Source organism: Hymenobacter miniatus, from assembly GCF_016427455.1.
Classification (GTDB): domain Bacteria; phylum Bacteroidota; class Bacteroidia; order Cytophagales; family Hymenobacteraceae; genus Hymenobacter; species Hymenobacter armeniacus.
In genome coordinates this window covers 68,271-87,258 of record NZ_JAELXR010000013.1, presented here as the reverse complement: position 1 = coordinate 87,258, position 18,988 = coordinate 68,271, and the positions used below count along the sequence as shown (strand labels likewise).

At 62.9% G+C, this 18,988-nt stretch carries 15 protein-coding genes; 7 read left to right on the top strand and 8 right to left on the bottom strand.

Going from position 1 to position 18,988, the window contains the following annotated elements; all coding sequences use genetic code 11:
* Positions 1-68 precede the first annotated feature (68 nt).
* Both JAO73_RS18360 and JAO73_RS18355 read left to right on the top strand, forming a co-directional pair.
* Positions 69-1,535, top strand: a complete 1,467-nt coding sequence (locus tag JAO73_RS18360; protein ID WP_198978634.1) for a complex I subunit 4 family protein — start codon at positions 69-71, stop codon at positions 1,533-1,535.
* A gap of 154 nt (positions 1,536-1,689) precedes the next feature.
* The gene (locus JAO73_RS18355) at positions 1,690-3,090 is read left to right on the top strand and encodes an NADH-quinone oxidoreductase subunit N (protein ID WP_190922736.1); all 1,401 of its coding nucleotides are present in this window, start codon (positions 1,690-1,692) and stop codon (positions 3,088-3,090) included.
* 287 nt (positions 3,091-3,377) lie between these two features.
* Here the strand turns inward: JAO73_RS18355 and katG are convergent, their stop codons facing one another.
* On the bottom strand, positions 3,378-5,627 hold the full coding sequence (gene katG, locus JAO73_RS18350; protein ID WP_198978632.1) for a catalase/peroxidase HPI: 2,250 nt from the start codon (positions 5,625-5,627) through the stop codon (positions 3,378-3,380).
* A 236-nt stretch (positions 5,628-5,863) separates the two neighbouring features.
* Between katG and JAO73_RS18345 the strand changes: the two genes are divergently transcribed.
* Together JAO73_RS18345 and JAO73_RS18340 are read left to right on the top strand one after the other, a co-directional pair.
* Positions 5,864-6,532: a M15 family metallopeptidase gene (locus JAO73_RS18345; protein ID WP_198978630.1), complete on the top strand. Its 669-nt coding sequence runs from the start codon at positions 5,864-5,866 to the stop codon at positions 6,530-6,532.
* A 39-nt stretch (positions 6,533-6,571) separates the two neighbouring features.
* Positions 6,572-7,414, top strand: coding sequence for a hypothetical protein (locus JAO73_RS18340; protein ID WP_198978628.1), 843 nt, complete (start codon positions 6,572-6,574; stop codon positions 7,412-7,414).
* Between the two features lie 71 nt (positions 7,415-7,485).
* On the opposite strand, the gene JAO73_RS18335 is transcribed toward JAO73_RS18340, so the two are convergent.
* The 6 genes from JAO73_RS18335 to purH form a co-directional block, all read right to left on the bottom strand.
* Positions 7,486-8,202, bottom strand: coding sequence for a 3-ketoacyl-ACP reductase (locus JAO73_RS18335; protein ID WP_190922733.1), 717 nt, complete (start codon positions 8,200-8,202; stop codon positions 7,486-7,488).
* A gap of 200 nt (positions 8,203-8,402) precedes the next feature.
* A complete protein-coding gene (gene mrdA / locus JAO73_RS18330) occupies positions 8,403-10,256 on the bottom strand; it encodes a penicillin-binding protein 2 (protein WP_198978620.1) in 1,854 nt (617 codons plus the stop codon).
* Positions 10,257-10,385: 129 nt separating this feature from the next.
* The gene (locus tag JAO73_RS18325; RefSeq protein ID WP_317191244.1) at positions 10,386-10,883 is read right to left on the bottom strand and encodes a hypothetical protein; all 498 of its coding nucleotides are present in this window, start codon (positions 10,881-10,883) and stop codon (positions 10,386-10,388) included.
* Between the two features lie 26 nt (positions 10,884-10,909).
* On the bottom strand, positions 10,910-11,848 hold the full coding sequence (gene mreC, locus JAO73_RS18320; protein WP_198978618.1) for a rod shape-determining protein MreC: 939 nt from the start codon (positions 11,846-11,848) through the stop codon (positions 10,910-10,912).
* Between the two features lie 119 nt (positions 11,849-11,967).
* Entirely contained in the window at positions 11,968-12,993 is a 1,026-nt protein-coding gene (locus JAO73_RS18315) for a rod shape-determining protein (RefSeq protein ID WP_046244199.1), read from the bottom strand.
* Between the two features lie 297 nt (positions 12,994-13,290).
* On the bottom strand, positions 13,291-14,826 hold the full coding sequence (gene purH, locus JAO73_RS18310; protein ID WP_198978617.1) for a bifunctional phosphoribosylaminoimidazolecarboxamide formyltransferase/IMP cyclohydrolase: 1,536 nt from the start codon (positions 14,824-14,826) through the stop codon (positions 13,291-13,293).
* Between the two features lie 186 nt (positions 14,827-15,012).
* Here purH and JAO73_RS18305 point away from each other — a divergent pair, with 186 nt between their 5' ends.
* The 3 genes from JAO73_RS18305 to JAO73_RS18295 are packed head-to-tail and all read left to right on the top strand — an operon-like array spanning position 15,013 to position 17,609.
* Positions 15,013-16,236 (top strand): acyl-CoA dehydrogenase family protein, encoded by a 1,224-nt coding sequence (locus JAO73_RS18305; RefSeq protein ID WP_198978616.1) that lies wholly within the window; start codon positions 15,013-15,015, stop codon positions 16,234-16,236.
* Positions 16,237-16,260: 24 nt separating this feature from the next.
* Positions 16,261-17,016 carry a PIG-L deacetylase family protein gene (locus tag JAO73_RS18300; RefSeq protein WP_233169277.1) on the top strand — a complete coding sequence of 252 codons (756 nt, stop codon included), beginning with the start codon at positions 16,261-16,263 and terminating at the stop codon, positions 17,014-17,016.
* Positions 17,013-17,609: a class I SAM-dependent DNA methyltransferase gene (locus JAO73_RS18295; RefSeq protein WP_198978615.1), complete on the top strand. Its 597-nt coding sequence runs from the start codon at positions 17,013-17,015 to the stop codon at positions 17,607-17,609. The genes JAO73_RS18300 and JAO73_RS18295 overlap by 4 nt, the downstream gene beginning before the upstream one ends.
* Here JAO73_RS18295 and JAO73_RS18290 read toward each other — a convergent pair.
* Positions 17,547-18,842 (bottom strand): glycosyltransferase family 2 protein, encoded by a 1,296-nt coding sequence (locus tag JAO73_RS18290; RefSeq protein WP_198978614.1) that lies wholly within the window; start codon positions 18,840-18,842, stop codon positions 17,547-17,549. The genes JAO73_RS18295 and JAO73_RS18290 overlap by 63 nt on opposite strands.
* Between the last annotated feature and the right edge of the window lie 146 nt (positions 18,843-18,988).

The following is an 18,988-nucleotide window of genomic DNA, read 5'->3' as shown; positions in this document are numbered from 1 at the left end:
ATGCGTAAGTTTGCGGTCAATTTGCGGCCCGGTTTCCCGGCTCCGCTGCTGCCCTCCCGCTATTGCCGATGCTGACTGCTGTCCTGCTTTTCCTCCCTTTGGCCGCCGCGCTGCTGCTGCTGCTCACCAAGGGAGCCACCGCCCGTGCCCTCGCGCTGGGCGCCTCGCTCATCGAATTTGCGCTCGCGGCCTACGCCGCTTTCGCCTTCAAAACCACCGGTTCGGGCAGCTTCAACCTCGACTACGCCTGGATTCCGTCGGCCGGCATCAACTTCCACGTTGGCATGGACGGCCTGAGCTTGCTGCTGGTGCTGCTCACCACTTTCCTGGTGCCGCTCATTCTGCTGAGCGCCTTCAAGCACAAGTACGACAACCCGGCCACCTTCTACGCCCTCGTGCTGTTCATGCAAACGGGCCTGATTGGGGTGTTCACGTCGCTCGATGCCTTCCTCTTCTACTTCTTCTGGGAGGTGGCGCTGATTCCGATTTACTTCCTGGCCGGCGCCTGGGGCGGCGAGCGCCGCGTGGCCGTCACCCTTAAGTTTTTCCTCTATACCGTGGTGGGCTCGCTGCTGATGCTGGCCGGCTTCGTGTATTTGTACCTGCAAACCGGCCCCGCGGCTGGCTCGCTGGCCGCGCACTCCTCGGAGCTGTCGGCCTTCTACAACCTGAAACTGAGCGCCTCGGAGCAGTCGTGGCTGTTTTGGCTGATTTTCGCGGCCTTCGCCGTGAAAATGCCTATCTTCCCCTTCCACACCTGGCAGCCCGATACTTACACTGAGTCGCCGGCCCCGGCCACCATGCTGCTGTCGGGCATCATGCTGAAAATGGGCATCTACGGCACCATGCGCTGGCTGCTGCCGGTGGTGCCGCTGGGCGTGAGCCAGTGGGGTAAGCTGGTCATCATCCTCTCGGTCATCGGCATCATCTACGGCGCCATCATCGCCATCCGGCAGCGCGACGTAAAGCGCCTCATTGCCTATTCGTCCCTTAGCCACGTGGGCCTGATGGCCGCCGGCGTGTTCTCGCTCAACCTCATCAGCCTGCAAGGCGCCGTCATTCAAATGCTGGCACACGGCGTGAACGTAGTCGGCATGTTCTTCATCGCCGACGCCATCGAGCGCCGCACCGGCACTCGTTACATTCCGAATTTGGGTGGCCTCACCCGTCGCACGCCCATCCTGTCGGTGTGCTTTCTGGTGATGCTGCTGAGCACCGTGGCTCTGCCGCTCACCGGCGGTTTCGTAGGTGAATTCCTGCTGCTCAAAGGCGTATTCATTTACAATCCTTGGGTAGGCGCCGTGGCCGGCCTCACCATCATTTTCTCGGCCGTGTACCTGCTGCGCATGTTCCAGCGCGTGATGCTCGGCCCCGATTCGTCTTTCTCCGAAACCATCACCGACCTCACCGGCGGCGAGCTGCTGATTCTGGTGCCGCTCATCGCGCTGGTGTTCTGGCTGGGCTTGTTCCCGGGCTCGTTCCTGCACATTTCGGAGCCGGCCATCACGGGTTTGCTCACGCAGGTCGGCCGGTAATTCTCACGGCGTAGAGGAACGTCATGCTGAGCTTGTCGAAGCATCTCTACCTCGATACTAACTAAATACTTGCGCGGTAGAGATGCTTCGGCTGCGCTCAGCATGACGTTTTATTAGGGTTGCCTCAAAGCCCAGCGTCTTATTTGAAGCCCACATGACCTCCATCATTCTCCTCTCCGTCTTCGGCATCCTCAACCTGTTCCTGGGCTTCCTGCGCTCGAACAAGGTGCTGCTGCCCGGCGCCATGCTGCTGCTGCTGGCCGTGTTCGGGGCCAACTACGCCGACTGGAACGCCGGGCACGCCCCCTACTTCAACAACATGCTGGTGGTCGACAACTACACGGTGGCCTTCACGGGCATTGTGCTGCTCACCACCATCGTGCTGCTGCCTTTTTCGCGCAGCTACGTGCTGGAAGGCGACGCCAACCTGGCCGAGTACTACGCCCTGCTGCTATTCTCGCTGGTGGGCGCCATCATGATGGTGGGCTACGACCACCTGCTGATGCTCTTCGTGGGCATTGAAATCCTGAGCGTGTGCATGTACGTGCTGGCCGGCTCGCGCAAGCGCGACTCCCGCAGCAACGAGGCGGCCCTGAAGTACTTCCTGATGGGCGCGTTTGCTACCGGCATTCTGCTCTTCGGCATTGCGCTGCTCTACGGCGCTACCGGCACCTTCGCGCTTTCGCAATTGGGCACCGCCATTGCCACGCCGGCCAACGCCAGCCTGCAGCCCATGCTCTACATCGGCATCCTGATGATGATTATTGGCATCGGCTTCAAGGTATCGGCCGCGCCCTTCCACTTCTGGACGCCCGACGTGTACGAGGGCACGCCCACCTTCTTCACGGCTTTCATGAGCACCGTGGTGAAGACGGCCGGCTTCGGCGCCTTCCTCAAGCTGCTGGCCGTGGCCCTGCCCGCCGCCCAGGGTTTCTGGATGCCCACCATTCAGGCCATGTGCGCCCTCACGCTGTTGCTCGGCAACGTGGGTGCGGCCGCCCAAACCAGCACCAAGCGCATGCTGGCCTACTCCAGCGTGAGCCACGCCGGCTACCTGCTCATCGGCCTCGTGGCCAGCAAGGGCAACCTGACCGGCGATGCCGCCAACGGCATTTTCTTCTACTCCCTGGCTTATTCCATTGCCACCATCGCCGCCTTTGGCGTAGTGAAACTGGTGGTCGACCACCGTCAGCGCGACGACTACGCCGGCCTCAACGGCCTGGGCAAAACCAACCCATTGTTGGCCTTTGTAATGACCGTCTCAATGCTCTCGCTGGCGGGCATCCCGCTCACGGGCGGCTTCTTCGGCAAGTTTTTCCTGCTGGCGGCAGCCGCGGGGCAGGGCTACATCGGCCTGGTCGTATTCGCCGTCATCATGAGCATGGTGGGCCTGTACTACTACCTGCGCCCGCTCATCGCCATGTACCTGCGCCCGGCCGAAGCTGACGCCACGCCCGTGCCGGTGGATGGCATTCAGACCGCCACGCTGGCCTTTCTAGCGCTGCTCACCATCGTGCTGGGTGTGGCGCCGGGCTTGTTGAGCGGCATTCTATAAATGACGTTATTAGTTGTAAAAAAGCCTCTTCGGAGGCTTTTTCGTTTAGGCGCGGAGTAGAGACGCACTATTTTGCGTCTCGTCGTTGCTGATGATGTTTAGTCTGAGCTAGACGGCGTGGTACCGGTCATTCAACGACGAGACGCAAAATAGTGCGTCTCTACTTCATGCCTAAACGCGTTCAGGTAGTTCTCCCATGGAACTTGCTAAATAAAAAAGGTGGCCTCTCGCGAAGCCACCTTTTTACTTGCCATCACAGCAGCCGGAGCTGCTCAGCTGATATCAGTTTACGCCAAGTCGAAGCGGCCGAGGTTCATCACCTTGGTCCACACGGCCACGAAGTTGTTCACGAACTTCTCCTGGGCATCGGAACAGGCGTACACCTCGGCCAGCGCGCGCAGCTCGGAATTCGAGCCGAAAATCAGGTCGACGCGGGTGCCGGTCCACTTCACGGCGCCGGTCTTGCGGTCGCGGCCGTTGAAGGTGCTCTGGGCATCCGAAGTGGCGCTCCAGGTCGTGTTCAGGTCGAGCAGGTTCACGAAGTAGTCGTTGGTGAGCGCCCCCGGGCGGGTGGTGAACACGCCGTGCTGCGACTGGTCGAAGTTGATGTTGATGGCCCGCAGGCCGCCAAACAGCACTGTCAGCTCGGGCGCGGTCAGGGTCAGGAGTTGGGCTTTGTCGACCAGCAGCTCCTCGGCCGCCGCTTTGTGGTGGGGCTTCAGGTAGTTGCGGAAACCATCGGCGGCCGGCTCCAGGGCGGCGAAGGACAGCACGTCGGTTTGCTCCTGCGAGGCATCGGCGCGGCCCGGCGTGAACGGCACCGTGATGGAGTGGCCCGCATTCTGCGCGGCCTGCTCGATGCCGACGACGCCGGCCAGCACGATGAGGTCGGCCATCGAAACCTGCTTGCCGCCGGTCTGGGCCGTGTTGAACTCCTGCTGAATGCCGCCGAGCTTGTTCAGCACCGTCGACAGCTGCGACGGGTTGTTTACTTCCCAGTAGCGCTGCGGGGCCAGGCGCAGACGGCCGCCGTTGGTGCCGCCGCGCTTGTCGGAGCCGCGGTAAGTGGAGGCGGCAGCCCAGGCCGTGGACACCAGTTGCTGCACCGTGAAGCCAGCCTCGGCAATCTTGCCTTTCAGGGCGGCGACGTCCTCGCTGTCAATTACCTGGTAGGTGACGGCCGGAATGGGGTCTTGCCAGAGCAGCTCTTCGGTGGGCACTTCCGGGCCGAGGTACCGCTCTTTGGGGCCCATGTCGCGGTGCGTCAGCTTAAACCAGGCGCGGGCGAAAGCATCGGCAAATTCATCGGGGTTCTCGTGGAAGCGGCGCGAAATGGCTTCATACACCGGGTCGGCCCGCAGGGCGATGTCGGTGGTGAGCATGAAGGGCGCGTGCTTCTTCGAAGGGTCGTGGGCATCGGGCACGGTGCCGGCCCCGCCGCCGTTCACCGGGCGCCACTGGTGGGCACCGGCGGGGCTCTTGGTCAGCTCCCACTCGTAGCCAAACAGGTTGTTGAAGTAGCCGTTGCTCCACTGGGCGGGCGTGCTGGTCCAGGCGCCTTCCAGGCCGCTGGTGATGGTGTCGGCGCCGTGGCCTTTGCCGAAGCTGTTGCGCCAGCCCGTGCCCAGCTCTTCGAGGGTGGCGCCGGCGGGCTCCTTGCCCACGTACTGGCCGGGGTCGGCGGCACCGTGGGTTTTGCCGAAGGTGTGGCCGCCGGCAATCAGGGCCACGGTTTCTTCGTCGTTCATGGCCATGCGGCCGAAGGTTTCGCGGATGTCGCGGGCCGAGCGAATGGGGTCGGGCTCGCCGTTGGGGCCTTCGGGGTTCACGTAGATGAGGCCCATCTGCACGGCGGCGAGGGGGTTGTCCAGCTCCCGGTCGCCGGTGTAGCGCTTGTCGCCCAGCCACTCGGTTTCGGGGCCCCAGTAGATGTCCTGCTCGGGCTCCCACACGTCTTCGCGCCCGCCGCCGAAGCCGAAGGTCTTGAAGTTCATCGATTCCAGGGCGCAGTTGCCGGCCAGAATCATGAGGTCGGCCCAGGAGATTTTCTGGCCGTACTTCTGCTTGATGGGCCACAGCAGCAGACGGGCCTTATCGAGGTTGGCGTTGTCGGGCCAGCTGTTGAGAGGCGCGAAGCGCTGGGCGCCCGAGCCGGAGCCGCCGCGGCCGTCGCCGATGCGGTAGGTACCGGCGCTGTGCCAAGCCATGCGAATGAAGAACGGGCCGTAGTGGCCGTAGTCGGCCGGCCACCAGTCCTGCGAGTTGGTCATCAGCTCGAACAGGTCATGCTTCACGGCATTCAGGTCGAGCTTTTTAAACTCCTCGGCGTAGTTGAAGCCCGGCTCCAGGGGGTTCGACTTGTTGTCGTGCTGGCGCAGAATGCTCAGCTTGAGCATGTTGGGCCACCACTCGCGGTTGGTGCGGCCGCCACCGGCGCTTTGCTTCACGGCACCGCTGCTGAACGGGCATTGGGCAGCCGGCTCGTTCAGCTCGTACAGAATGGAATTTTCCGGGGGAAGGTTGTGCGGGTTTTGCATCTTAAATAGGTGTTTTTACTTAGTCTTTCTATAATGCGTAAAGCGCCCGAAAGTTTGCGCTTTTATTTGGAAAGCAGGCGGGTAATTCGGCCGATGGTTGGGGTAAGCGGGCAGAAGCCTGGCTTGCGTCGCCCAGCGCTACGGCCGCGCTTGCAAAAGGCCGCCGCCACCGGCCGTTTCGCCGCAGCTGAGTGGCCGAATCCGCATTACTCAACTGCCTCGCTTACCTTCAGGCCATGCCACTTTTCCGCCACCACGTCTTCTCATTTCGCCGCCTGTGGGCGCTTCTGGCAGTGTTGCTCATCAGCAGCTGCGCGGCCCGGCCACCGCACGAAACCGGCGCGTTCCGTGCCCCGGAGCTGGTGGAACTGCAAAAGCTTGACCCCACCATTCAATTAGACATTCGCTACGCCACCGCCCGCAATTTCGTGGGCCGGCCCGTGTACGCGCAGGCCCGCGCCTTCCTACAACGTCCCGCCGCCGAAGCCCTCGTGCAGGTGAACCAGGAACTTGCGCCGCTGGGCTACCGCCTGCTGGTGTTCGACGGCTACCGCCCCTGGCGCGTCACCAAGCTGTTTTGGGACCTCACCCCGCCCGACAAAAAGGAATTTGTGGCCGACCCCAGCAAAGGCTCACGCCACAACCGCGGCTGCGCCATTGACCTCAGCCTCTGGGACATTGCCGCCGGCCGCGAGGTGCCCATGACCGGCGAATACGACGAAATGAGCCCCCGCTCCTACGTGGCCTACGCGGGCGGCACGCCCGAGCAACGCGCCGCCCGCGACCTGCTGCGCCGCCACATGGAAGCGCACGGCTTCACGGTGCTGCCAGCCGAGTGGTGGCATTTTGATTATAAAGACTGGAAGGCGTATCCGATTCAGGATGTGCCGTTCAGTGAGTTGTAAGTTGGCCCGGTCATAGCAATTGCTATCAAGAACCCTACCATGCTAGTTGTCAGAAAACGCCTCACGTGGGCGGTCACTCTACTTATCTGGGCAATGCTGGCTGGTTGTGAGAGCAGAAACACTGCGAGAACTGCCGAACAGACCAGTAAGGTCCAACCCGTTTCTGCAAAAACTGAACAACTAGCTGTTGACCAAAATTCAGCTTCGGATACGATTGATTTAACGCAAACTCAGCCATCAGGAAACGTTTCTAAGCTGCATGAAATAGCATTTGAGGAAAAGAAAGTACTGGCTTCGGGTTTGTTAGTCGTTATTAAATCAATTCATCAGCCGGATTCTGCGATTATCCGTGACCCATTTGACGTCAAAGTAACTTTTAGTATTCTGCAGAATCACAAGGTTATTTACCAAGACACTGCCAATGGAATGACTTATGATTTCGATGAGCAGCCAGTTATTAATACGCTATATCCTCTGTGGATACCAACCGGTAAAACCGCGGGCGAATTATTGGTTGCATTCGACAACCGGCCTTCTAAAGAATTAGCCCGTCGCTTTTACATCAAGGATGGTCGAGTGGCGAAAATTGATACGCTGCTCACTTTTGACGGACCAGCGAAAGATTACGACAAAGACGGCAAGCTGGAATTTGCCGGATTTTACGATTTCGGCGAAGAGTGGGATGATGATAAAGGTCGGCACCGCCAGATGTACGTCCCAACCCTTTATTACGAAATAATGCCCAATGGTTTGCAGCTTGATTCTGTACTGACTGAAAAACAAGCGCGGGCTGACTACGGGGCATTTCTGGGGTTTAAGGATTCCAGCCAACCCGGAATACTGACCAGCAAGCTTCCGAAAGGCAGCAAATACAGACGTTAAGTAGCATAACGCAAAGTGCCCCCACAACCTGAATTGCGGGGGCGCTTTGGCTACTTAAGAAATGCTCATTACTACGGATTGGTCGACCACATCCCCGCTTCCTTGATGAAAATGCGGCGGTTCAGCTTCAGCTGCGACACAATGAATTCGGCCAAATCTTCGGGCTGCATCACCTTATCGGGGTTGCCGTCGGTGAGGTTGTTGCCGATGGCCAGGGGCGTGGCCACGGTGCTGGGCGTGAGGGCCGAGACGCGGATGTTGTGCTTGCGCACTTCCTGCATCAGCGCCTCAGTGAGGCCCATGACGGCGAACTTGGAGGCGCTGTAGGCGCTGCTGCCGGCCGCGGCCCGCAGGCCCGAGGTGGAGGAAATATTGATGATATCGCCGGTTTGGCGCGCTATCATGTCGGGCAGCACGGCGCGGGTCACGTAGTAGGTGCCAAACACATTCACCTGGATGATGTGCTCCCACTGCTCGGGCTCCATCTCCAGAAACTTGGCGAAGCTGCCGATGCCGGCGTTGTTGATGAGGATGTCAATCGGGCCCAGTTCCTGATGAATCTTGGCCACGGCCACGTTCACGGCGGTGCGGTCGGCCACGTCGGCCACGGCGGTGGCGCAGCTGCCGCCGCTGGCCAGGATTTCGGCGGCGAGTTCCTGCAGGTCGCTATCGGTGCGGGCCAGCAGGCCCACCTGCACGCCTTCGGCGGCCAGGGCGAGGGCCACGGCGCGGCCAATGCCTTTGCCGGCGCCCGTAACGAGGGCAATTTTTCCTTGTAGGGATTCCATGGGGTGTTCGGAGGTTGGTTTGGGAGGTGCTACAACCGGTCAGAACGGAGGATTGTTGGTATTGTTCTGCCGGGCGCCTCACCCCCCGGCCCCCTCTCTTCGGGGAGAGGGGGAGCCAGACGATTACGCATTGCCGGTGCCCCCTCTTCTTGGGGGAGGGGTTCAGGGGGGAGGCGCCCGCCAGAACAATGCCCTGCCGGCTAGTGCAGGTGCTTGGTGAAGTCGCCGTACATCACCCAGTCTTCCCAGCGCTTGCGGTAGGGCGCCACTTTGCCACGCAGGTACTTCTCTATCATGAGGCCGGCGGCGGGGGCGGCGCTGGTGCCCCCAAAACCGCTGTTTTCAATGAACACGGCGATGGCGATTTGGGGGTCATTCACCGGCGCGAAGGCGGCGAAGGTGGCGTGGTCGAAGCCGTGGGGGTTTTGCACGGTTCCGGTTTTGCCGGCCACCGAAATGCCGAATTCGGCCAGCGAGGCCAAGTTGCCGGTGCCGCCGTTGCCGTCCACCACCTGCTGCATGCCGGGAATGATGTACTTGAACAGCATGGTATCGACGGCCGTGTAGTGTTTCTGGCGGAACTGCGGCAGCGGGCCGCCGTTGCCCACGCTGCGCACGAAATGCGGCGTGTAGTACCAGCCGCGGTTGGCAATGGTGGCCAGCACGTTGGCCATCTGCACGCCCGTGATGCCGATTTCGCCCTGCCCGATGCTGAGCGAATACACGTTGCGGTAGCTCCAGCGGTGCTGCTTGTTGTGCTTTTTGTCAAAGAATTTCTTGTCGTAGAACTCCGGCGACGGAATCAGGCCGCGCTTCTCCTGCAGCATGTCCACGCCCAGCTTTTCGCCCAGCCCAAAGGTTTTCACCATTTTTTGCCACTGGCCCAGGCCGATGTGCGTGTCGTCGTACTTGTTGGGGGCCTGGCCGCGCAGCACGGCCGCTTGCAGCACCTGGTAGAAATAGGGGTTGCAGCTGTTTTTGATGGCAATGCTCACGTTGGAGGGCCGCTCGTGGCGGTGGGTGCAGCGCACCAGCCGCTGGTTGCACTCGAAACCGGTGCCGGGCTGCACCACGCCGAGTTGCAGGGCCACCAGCTCATTCACCAGCTTAAACACCGAGCCCGGCGGGTAGGTCGCCATCAGCGGGCGGTCGAACAGGGGCCGGTCGGGGTTGTTGAGCAGGTCCATGTAGCGGTTGCCGGAACCCTTGCCCGTGAGCAGGTTGGGGTCGTAGTGCGGGGCCGACACGAAGGCCAGAATCTCGCCCGTTTTCGGGTCGATGGCCACGATGGAGCCCCGCCGGCCGGCCAGCAGCTTTTCGCCGTAGGCCTGCAGCTCGGCATCAATGCTCAGGTGCAGGTCTTGCCCGGCCACCGACAGCGTGTCGAACTCGCCGTCGCGGAACTTGCCTTTCTCGATGCCGCGCACGTTCACCATCTTGTATTGCACGCCGCGGCGGCCCATCAAAATGGGCTCGTAATAAGATTCCAGGCCCGAAATGCCGATGTTTTCGCCGGGCTGGTACTTGGCGTACTTGGGCTTTTCGAGCAGCGCCGGCGTGATGGAGCCTACGTAGCCCAGGGCGTGGGCCAGGTTGGGCGTGCGGTAGGCCCGCGCCATGCGCGCCTGAATGCGGAAGCCGGGGAAGTCCATCAGGTTGTCCTGAATGGCGGCCAGGTCGCGCGTGGTCAGGTTCTGCACCACCGGCGAAGGCTTGTTGCGCGAGTACTTTTTGGCCGATTTCAGGCTGGCGCGCAGGCCTTCGAGCGGAATCTGCAGCAGCTGGCAGAAGCGGGCCGAATCGAGCCGTTTCACTTCGCGGGGCACCACCATCAGGTCGTACACGGGCGCGTTTTGTACCAGCAGCTGGTCTTTGCGGTCGTAAATCAGCCCGCGGTAGGGTATCTGCACCAGGCGCTGCAGCGTGTTTTTGTCGGCGGCCAGCTTGTAGGTGCCGTCCAGCACCTGCATAAAAAACAACCGCGTAAGAAACACGAGCACCACCACCAGGAAGATGCCCTGCACGACGTATTTGCGGCCTTCTAAGTATTGCATAACTCCTCTTTCCTGTCATCCTGAGCGTAGCGAAGGACCTTCTTCCGCTGGCTGTATTACTCACTGCAATTCGTTCCTCGGTGAAAAGGTCCTTCGCTGCGCTCAGGATGACAGGACTTTACATAAAATCTAGTTCCGCCCCCGGCGCACCGGGAAAAACAGTAGCTGCACTATCAACAGCGACAGCCCGGTGAATAGTGCGCTCACCAAGAGCTTGCCCAGCGTGAGGCCAAAATGCCGGAAGCTGCCCAGCTCCAACACAAAAAACGCCGTGTGGTGCAGCAGCACCAGCAGCGTGAGGTACACGCCAAACCATTGCCAACCCATCTGGTGCACGTTCACGGCGTCGGCCGAGTCGTAGCCATCGCGCGGGGTGAGCAGGTGCAGCACCCAGGGCCGCAGGAAGCCCAGCAGCACCGCCGCCGCCGCGTGCAGCCCGCCGGTGTCGTAGAAGACGTCCATCGTCAGGCCCATCGCAAACGACAGCAGCAGCTGCACCACAATGGGCGTGCGCAAAGGCAAAAACAGCAGAAAGCCCAGGTAGAAAAAGCACCAGCCCAGGTCGAACAGCACCAGCCGGCTGATGAGCATCACGTGCAGGCCCGCATACAGCGCAAATCGCAGCACCTGAACCAGTAAGAACCGCAGGCCACTCATTTGCGCTTCCCTCCTTCCGGCAGCATGCCCGCGCGGGCCTCCACGGTGTCGCGCTCGGCTTTGGGCCGGCTCGTCACCACGTACACGTATTGCAGGTTCGCAAAATTGACGCCCAGCCGCACCCGAATGGTCCAGAAATTCTTGTCGGGCTCCTTCACAAACGAGTCGATGGTGCCGATGAAGATGCCTTCCGGAAACACCGCGTTGTAGCCCGACGTCACCACCGTGTCGCCGCGCACCAGCTTGGTTTCGCGCAGCACGTTGTCGAGCAGGGCGTGGGTGGGGTCATCGCCCAGCCACTTGATGGTGCCAAACGTGCCGTCGCGCTTGATTTTGGAGGCAATGGTGGTTTTGGAGTGCAGCAAGCTGGCCACGGTGGCGTAGTGTTCCGTCACGGCCTGCACCCGGCCGGCCACGCCGTTGGCGGCCACCACGCCCAGGCCGCGCTGCACGCCGTTGGCCGTGCCCACGTTCAGGGTGAAGAAGTTGTCCACGTTGCTGAGCCGGTTGTTGATAACCCGGGCCGGAATAAGTGGATAACTCGGGTCGCGGGCCGGCAGGCGCTGCAGGCCGATGAGCAAGGTGTCGGGCTTGGCCGCTGGCCGCTGGTAGCGCACCCGCCGCAACGAGTCGGTGCGGGCCGGGGGCACGGCCACCGAGTCGGCTTCGCGCCGCATCGTGTCGGGCGGGTACAGCTGCTGGCGCAGGGCCGCGTTTTCGGCGGCCAGCTGCTTGTTCAAATCCGCTAAATGGAAGTAGTCCGTTATCTGGGTGCGGCGCTCCAGCACCACGCCCGCGTAGGAATTGGCCGAGTTGAAGAAAGCCGCCCGCTGGTACGAGTTATTGGTGACAAACAAATACAGGCTGGCAACCTCCAACAAGCTAAACACCAGTACCCCGCGGAAGCGAAACAGAAAAAGAAATAGATTCCGCACGGGGGATTTAATTAAAAATTAAGAATTAAGAATTGAGAATTAAAACCGAACTATAGTTGGGCACTACCCCTCCAAGCTCATTTTTAATGCTCAATTCTTAATTCTTAATTAATCTTTAATTACGTCAGCAGCACGCCTTTGAAGGCCTGGATGTCCTTGATGGCCTTGCCGGTGCCGCGCACCACGGCGCGCAGCGGGTCTTCGGCAATGTGAATGGGCAGCTTGGTTTTGGCGGCCAGGCGCTTGTCGAGGCCGCGCAGCAGCGCGCCGCCGCCGGTGAGGTGAATGCCGTTTTCGTAAATGTCGGCCGAGAGTTCGGGCGGCGAGATTTCGAGGGCTTTCAGCACGGCTTCTTCGATTTTGGCCACCGACTTGTCGAGGGCAATGGCAATTTCGGAGAAGGTCACCTTGATAACTTTCGGGATGCCCGTCATCAGGTCGCGGCCGCGCACTTCGTGGTCGGGCGGCGGCACGTCGAGTTCGGTAAGGGCGGCGCCCACTTCGATTTTGATGCGCTCGGCCGAACGCTCGCCGATGAGCAGGTTGTGCTGCCGGCGCATGTAGTCGAGAATGTCCTGGTTGAAGACGTCGCCGGCCGTCTTAATCGACTGGTCGCACACGATGCCCGACAAGGCAATAACCGCAATTTCGGTGGTGCCGCCCCCGATGTCGATAATCATCGAGCCCACGGGCTGCTCCACGTCGATGCCGATGCCGATGGCGGCGGCCATGGGCTCCTGAATCATCCAGACTTCCTTGGCGCCGGCGTGCTCGGCGGAGTCGCGCACGGCGCGTTTCTCCACTTCCGTAATGCCCGACGGGATGCAGATGACCATGCGGTGCGAGGGCTGAAACAGCCGCGTGCGCGTGTCAATCATCTTAATCATGCCCTTAATCATTTCCTCGGCGGCGTGGAAATCGGCAATTACCCCGTCCTTGAGCGGGCGGATGGTGCGGATGTTGTCGTGCGTTTTCTCGTGCATCTGCTGGGCCTGGCGGCCCACGGCGATGACTTTGTTGGTGGTGCGGTCTTTGGCGATGATGCTCGGCTCGTCCACCACGATTTTGTCGTTGTGGATGATGAGCGTATTGGCCGTGCCCAGGTCGATGGCGATGTCGCTGGTCAGGAAATTAAAGAAACCCATTGAATTATATGCAATAAGGCGAAGCGTGGGTGGGGGCCAACGCAAAATAATGGGCAAAGGTACGGAAGGTTTGGGCGGGCATGATGAACGGAGTTATGGCATTTTGGAAAGACAGCCCCCTGTTGTTGCGAGTGGAGCGCAGCGCAACGCGCAACTTATCCTCTCATTGTAGCCGGCTTCGAAAGGTCATACCTTTTCTTTCCAGGTGCAAAAAGCCCCGGCTCTGGGTAGAGCCGGGGCTTTTCATGCAGTTGAGGCGACGCCACCCCTTTGCCACGGGTTGGGCAGAGTCTGCGCTTAGTGCTTGAAGTGGCGCACGCCAGTCAGCACCATGGCCATGCCCAACTCGTCGGCGGCCCGGATACTGTCGGCGTCTTTGATGGAGCCGCCGGGCTGCACCACGGCCCGAATGCCGGCAGCGCCGGCAATTTCCACGCAGTCGGGGAAGGGGAAGAAGGCGTCGGAGGCCATCACCGCGCCGTGCAGGTCGAATCCGAAGGCGCGAGCTTTCTCAATGGCCTGGCGCAGGGCATCGACGCGGCTGGTCTGGCCCACGCCCGAGGCCAGCAGCTGGCCGGCGCGCGCCAGCACGATGGTGTTGCTCTTGGTGTGCTTGCAGATTTTGGCGGCAAATACCAGCGCCTCCGTTTCCTCGGCCGTGGGAGCCGACTGCGTGACGGTGCGGAAGTCGGCGGCCGTCTCGGTTTGGCGGTCAGCGTCCTGCTCGATGATGCCGTTGAGCAGGGTTTTCACCTGTTTTTTCGGGAATTCAACCGGCTTTTGCCGCAGCAAAATGCGGTTTTTCTTGCTTTGGAGCACGGGTAGGGCCTCGGCGGCGTAGCCGGGCGCAATCAGCACCTCAAAAAACAGCTGGTTTAGCTCGGCGGCGGTGGCCGCGTCTACTTCTTTGTTCACGATGATGACGCCGCCGAAAGCGGAAGTCGGGTCGCAGCTCAGCGCGTTCAGGTAGGCCTCGCGCAGGGTGGCGGCCTGGGCCACGCCGCAGGCGTTGGTGTGCTTGAGGATGGCGCAGGCTGGCTCGCCGTCGGCAAACTCGGCCATGAGGGCCACGGCGGCGTCCACGTCTACCAGGTTATTGTAGCTGAGCTGCTTGCCGTGCAGCTGGTCGAACAGCGCCGACAGGTCGCCGTAGAACGTGCCGGCTTGGTGGGGGTTTTCGCCGTAGCGCAGCGGCGTGGCAGGCTGGGCGCTCTGGCGCAGGGCGGTGCCGGCCACGGCCGTGCCCTGGCTCACGTATTTGAAAATCTCGGTGTCGTAGTGCGAGGTGGCGGCGAAGGCGGCGGCGGCGTAGTGGCGGCGGTCTTCGAGGTCGGTGGCGCCGTTTTTCTGGGCCAGCAGCTCGGTCACGGCCTCGTATTGGTCGCGGCTGCTCACCACCAGCACGTCGCGGAAGTTTTTGGCGGCGGCGCGCAGCAGCGAAATGCCGCCGATGTCGATTTTCTCGATGACGTCCTGCTCATCAGCCCCGCTGGCCACGGTTTCTTCAAACGGGTAGAGGTCGACCACCACCAAATCGATGGGCGGAATGCCGTGCTGCTCGGCCTGGGCCAGGTCGCCGGCTTCGTGGCGGCGGTGCAGAATACCCCCAAACACCTTGGGGTGCAGCGTTTTCACGCGGCCGCCAAACACTTCGGGGAAGCCGGTCAGGTCTTCCACGGCCGTTACGGCAGCGCCTTCTTCTTCCAGGAATTTTTGGGTGCCGCCGGTGGAGTACAGCGTCACGCCGTGCTGCCGCAGCACCTGCACCAGGGGCGCCAGCCGGTCTTTGTGGTACACGGAAAGCAACGCGGCGCGAACGGGACGAGACGACATAAAACGAGGGAAAAAGCTGGGCACAATTGCCGCCGCGAAGGTACGGAACCCGCCCGGTGGGCTCCTAGCGCCAAGGTTACCGAATTATTAGCTCCACCGTGGGTGCGGGCCCGGCAAGGGCCAACCTGAACCATGGAAGCACTTTTACGGTATAGTTTATTCCTTCCACCACGAACTGACAACCCTATGTCGGCAGATTTTTTACCCCGCCCTAGCGCCGAGTCTGCCCCCGACGTCACGGACGCAGCCACCCCGGGCGCGGAGCCAGCCGGGCCCCACTCCCCGGCCACGCCTGCGCAAGCAGAAGCCGCCGCGGCCGCTCTGGCGCCTCGCCTCTTTGCCCAAGCCGCGGCCACCGACGAGGTGGGCGCTTTTCCAACGCAGGAATTTGGCTGGCTGCGGGCGGCGGGGCTGCTCACGGCTGCGTTGCCGCCAGCCCTGGGCGGCGCGGGACTGCACGAGCCGGCCGCGACCTTGCCCCTGCTCCGGACGCTTCAGCACATCGGGCGGGGCAACCTGGCCGTGGGGCGTGTGTTCGAAGGCCATGTGAATGCCCTGATGCTGATTCAACAGCTGGGCACGCAGGCGCAGGCGGCACGCTACGCCGCCGATGCCCGCGCCGGGCGCCTGTTCGGGGTGTGGAACACCGAAGTACCGGCCGACGGCGTGCGCCTCGAAGCCCTGCCCAATGGGCGCTACCGCCTGCACGGGGCCAAAACCTTTGCCTCGGGTGCGGGCCACCTGGCGCGGCCGCTCATCACCGGGGCGCTGCCCGAAGGGCGGGGCTGGCAGCTGTTTGTGCTGCCGGCCGACAGGCAGGCACCGGCGCTGGACCGCTCGTTCTGGCGGCCGCTGGGCATGCGGGCCACGGCCAGCTTTCGGGCCGATTTGACGGGGCTGGAAATTGGGCCCGACGACCTCATTGGCCCGCCCGACGCGTATTACCGGCAGCCGGCGTTCAGCGGCGGGGCCATCCGGTTTGCGGCGGTGCAGCTGGGCGGGGCCGAAGCCGTGTTTGAAGAAACCCGGGCCTTTTTGCGCGGCCTGGGCCGCATCGACGACCCCTACCAGCGCCAGCGGCTGGGCGAAATGGCCATTGCCCTGGAAAGTGGCCGCCAGTGGGTGCGCGGCGCCGCCGAGCACGCCGCCCGCCCCGGGGCCGCCGAAGCCACCGAAGCTACCGAAGCTACCGTGGCCTACGCCAACATGATGCGCACGGCCATCGAAACCATTTGCCTCGACATGCTGCGGCTGGCCGAGCGCTGCGTGGGCGCCCGCGGCCTGCTGGAACCCCAACCGTTCGAGCGCCTGCACCGCGACCTGACCCATTACCTGCGCCAGCCCGCCCCCGACGGTGCCCTGGCCGATGTGGGCCGCTTTGTACTCGAAGGCAAAAACTTCGTAAGCTAGCCGGTGCTTGAACCGCCGTTCTCTTTGGTTGACCCTATTCTCCCCTTCGACACTTACCCGATGCGGCCGCCCGGCTTCGTGGCCGCGCTGGGCCCCACCGTGGTGGTGGCCCCCCACCCCGATGACGAAGCACTGGGCTGCGGCGGGCTGCTGGCGCTGCTGCGGCAGGCCAACGTGCCCGTAGCCGCCGTGCTGGTGAGCGACGGCAGCATGTCGCACCCCAACTCCGCGCTGTTTTCGGCCACCGCCCGGCGGGCCGTGCGCGAGGCCGAGTTCCGGCATGCCCTCACCCTGCTGGGGCTGGACGATGACGCGCCGCTGCTGCTGGGCTTGCCCGATGGCCGCGTGCCCGGCTCAGTGGCCGAACCTAGGTTTGCCGAGGCCGTGGCGCAGCTGCGGGCATTTTTGGAAAAGCACGCGGCCGCCACCGTGCTGGTGCCCTGGCGCCGCGACCCCCACCCCGACCACCGCGCCACCAGCCGGCTGGTGCAGGCTGCGCTGGCCGAAATGCCCCAGCCGCCCCGCCGCCTCGAATACCTGGTGTGGGCCTGGGAACGCGCCGCTCCCGAAGACCTCCCTACAGCGCAGGACGATGTGCAAGGCTTTCGCGTCAACATCGAAGCCGGACTGCGCCAGAAAGGGCGCGCCATTGCAGCGCACCGCTCGCAAGTAGCGCCGGGCGTTTTCACCGATGATGCCGACGGCTTTTTGTTGTCGGAAGCCATGCTGGCGCATTTCGCGGTGCCGGCGGAAGTCTATTTTGAAGCCGTAGCCCCATGAATCAGAACCAGCCCAATACCCTGCCGCCGGCATATTTTGACCACGTGTACGAGGCGAACCGCGACCCGTGGAATTTTGAAACCAGCCCCTACGAGCGGGAGAAGTACGCCGCCACGCTGGCCGCCCTGCCCCGCCCGCACTACGCCGAGGCCTTTGAACTGGGCTGCTCGCTGGGCGTGCTCACGGCGCAGCTGGCGGGCCGCTGCGGCCACCTGCTGGCCGTGGACGTGAGCGAGGCCGCACTGGCCCAAGCCCGCGCCCGCTGCGCGGCCCTGCCGCAGGTAGAGCTGCGCCGCATGAACGTGCCTGCAGAATTTCCCACCCAGCAATTCGACCTGATTCTGGTGTCGGAAGTGGGCTACTATTGGTCGGCGACCGATTTGACGCGCTCGGCTGATTTGCTAATTGGTGCCCTGCAACCCGGCGCCCACCTGCTGCTGGTGCACTGGACGCCGCCGGTGCACGACTACCCGCTGACGGGCGACGACGTGCACGAATTCTTCCTGGCCAAAACCACTGAGGCCGGCCCCTTACGCCACCTGGGCGGCCAGCGCCACGAAACCTACCGGCTCGACCTGCTGGAAAAGCGCTGAATGGCCCCGGGCCTGCGCCAGGGCCCCGGCTTCGCGGATGAGCCGGGGCAGCATGCGCAGCGCCTCCGCCAGCGGCACCGGGGCCAGCACCAGCGTGGGGCTGTGCGCGGTGGCCCACTCCCAGAGGGCGCCAAAAGTGTCCGCCTGCCGCACCTGCTGCAGCAAGGCGTCCTGCGGCAAGCCCATTCGCGTGAGCAGGGCATCGGTGTCGGCGCCCAGCCGGCCCTGCCAAAGGGCGCGTAGCTGGCGCCGCAGCTGCCAACAACGCGCTAGCTGCACGGGGTTATCCACGCGGGGCTCGCGCTGCTGCCGGCTCAGGTGCAGCCACTCGCGCAGCTGCCACGAAAGCCCTACCTCTACCCGGCCCTGGCGACGCGCCGAAGTGAGCACCTGCACGGCGGGGCTGTGGCGCAGCCGCAAATCGTGGCGGCGCAGGGCTTGGCACAGGGCTTCGTCTTCCAGAAAGCGAACTTCGGGCAGCCCGCCCACCTGCCGATAGGCGCGTGCCGTGAGGGCCAGGCAGGCGCCAAAGTGCTGGTGATGACGCGGCCAGGGGTCGGCGGGTGTGGGGTCGATAAGATGTTCGAGGCGGGCGCAGAGCAGGCGGTAGGCCGTATCGGCCACCTGAATGCGGCGGAGCGGCTGCAGCGCCGGGCCGGTCATTTCGGTGAAGATGCGGCCCCCCACGGCATCGGCTCCGGCCCCGATTTCGGCCTGGATGGCGGCCAGCCAGGTGGGGGCCACGCGGGTGTCGGCGTCGGTGCTGGCAATGACGCCGTGCGGGCGGCCAACCTGCTCCAGGCGGGCGCAGGCGGCGTCCATGAGCAGGCGGCGGGCCCGGCCCACGTGGGCTTTGGCGGCGGGGAGGCAGAGCTCAGCCACGTGCAGCGCCAACTGCGGAAATCGCAGGGCTTGCCGGCGCACCACAGCCGCGGTTTTATCGGTGCAGTTATTGGCCAGGATAATGACTTCGAAGCTGTCTCGGGGCAAGGCGTGGCCGAGTAAATCGACCTGGGCCGCTAGCGCCGCCAGGGTGGCGGGCAGGTTGGCGGCTTCGTCTTTGGCCGGAATGATGATGCTGGCCTGCAGGCCGGGTGCCGGTGGAGGCAGTTGCTGATGCAGCAGCGTGGCGCTGCGACCTCGGCGTGGCGGGGGCAGCAGCCAGTTGGCCAGCGGCGCGGTAGCACTGGCCTCGCCAGAGGCCAGAAAACGAGAAGGGGTAGCGTGTTCCATCAACCCCCTGCTACGGCTGCCGCTACCAAAAGGTAGTGTTCAGCTTATCCGCTTTTTTGCAATAAATTATGTATACACAACCATGAAGCGACTGCTTTGTTCTGAAAACCAACCGAATCAAACCGACCCTAGCGGGAAGGCAAAAG